Genomic DNA, 323 nt, shown 5'->3' on the forward strand with positions numbered 1-323 from the left:
TGAAATCAATAAGATCAGACCGTGTGTGATAATTTCTCCGGACGAAATGAATAATGCTTTAAATACAGTAATTATAGCCCCTTTGACGTCTACAATAAAGCCATATCCAATGAGAGTAAACTGCAGGGTTGAGGGTAAAAAGGGGCAGGTTGCTTTAGACCATTTGAGATCTGTTGATAAGAGAAGATTGAAAGCAAAGATGGCCAGTTTGGATAAGCACACACAAGAAGAAATTATTGATACTCTCATGAAAATGTTTTCTTAGCTATATAGCCACGAGAAATCAAAAAATTATCAGCGAAAGGTTTGGTTTGAAAATGAAA

The 323-nt window shown here is 35.6% G+C and carries 1 protein-coding gene; it reads left to right on the forward strand.

What is annotated here, in order from left to right:
- On the forward strand, positions 1–265 hold a 265-nt coding region (locus GNY06_RS00375; protein WP_166518316.1), incomplete at its 5' end, for a type II toxin-antitoxin system PemK/MazF family toxin.
- Positions 266–323 lie beyond the last annotated feature (58 nt).

The sequence above is a fragment of the Elizabethkingia argenteiflava genome (assembly GCF_009904105.1).
Classification (GTDB): Bacteria; Bacteroidota; Bacteroidia; order Flavobacteriales; family Weeksellaceae; genus Elizabethkingia; species Elizabethkingia argenteiflava.